The sequence below is a fragment of the Chachezhania antarctica genome, from assembly GCF_003646465.1.
Lineage (GTDB): Bacteria > Pseudomonadota > Alphaproteobacteria > Rhodobacterales > Rhodobacteraceae > Chachezhania > Chachezhania antarctica.
Genome location: NZ_QZEX01000049.1, coordinates 1 through 320, shown reverse-complemented (window position 1 = coordinate 320; position 320 = coordinate 1). Strand labels below are relative to the sequence as shown.

The window sequence follows — 320 nt, the reverse complement described above, 5'->3', positions numbered from 1 at the left end:
TCGCTGTCCCAGGCAGGACGCGCGAAGGGGCGCGGCGCATTGTGGATCGATCCGAATTCCTCGAGATGCGCCTGCGGCAGCGGCCCGGCGCCCACGAACATTTCGACCGATGCCTTGTCGTCCCGGACCGTCTTGCGGTGCAGTTTGCGCTGGCGCGGCGAAAGCCTGGTCGAAACCGCAATGCTTTCCTTCAGGTCGCCCTCTGCCTCCGAAGCGCGGTCCCGCATCTTCTCCGCCAATGGCGTGGCAGATTTCTTCAGGGAACGCCGCAGGGCGCCCTTGCCCGCGGCCTGGCTCAGCTTCTCAAGCTCGCGCTCGAG

Annotated in this window: 1 protein-coding gene; it reads right to left on the bottom strand. The window is 66.6% G+C overall.

The annotated features are described in order from the left end of the window. Window positions 1–320: HK97-gp10 family putative phage morphogenesis protein (locus D4754_RS23800; protein ID WP_121068649.1), on the bottom strand; the 320-nt coding region annotated here is incomplete at both ends.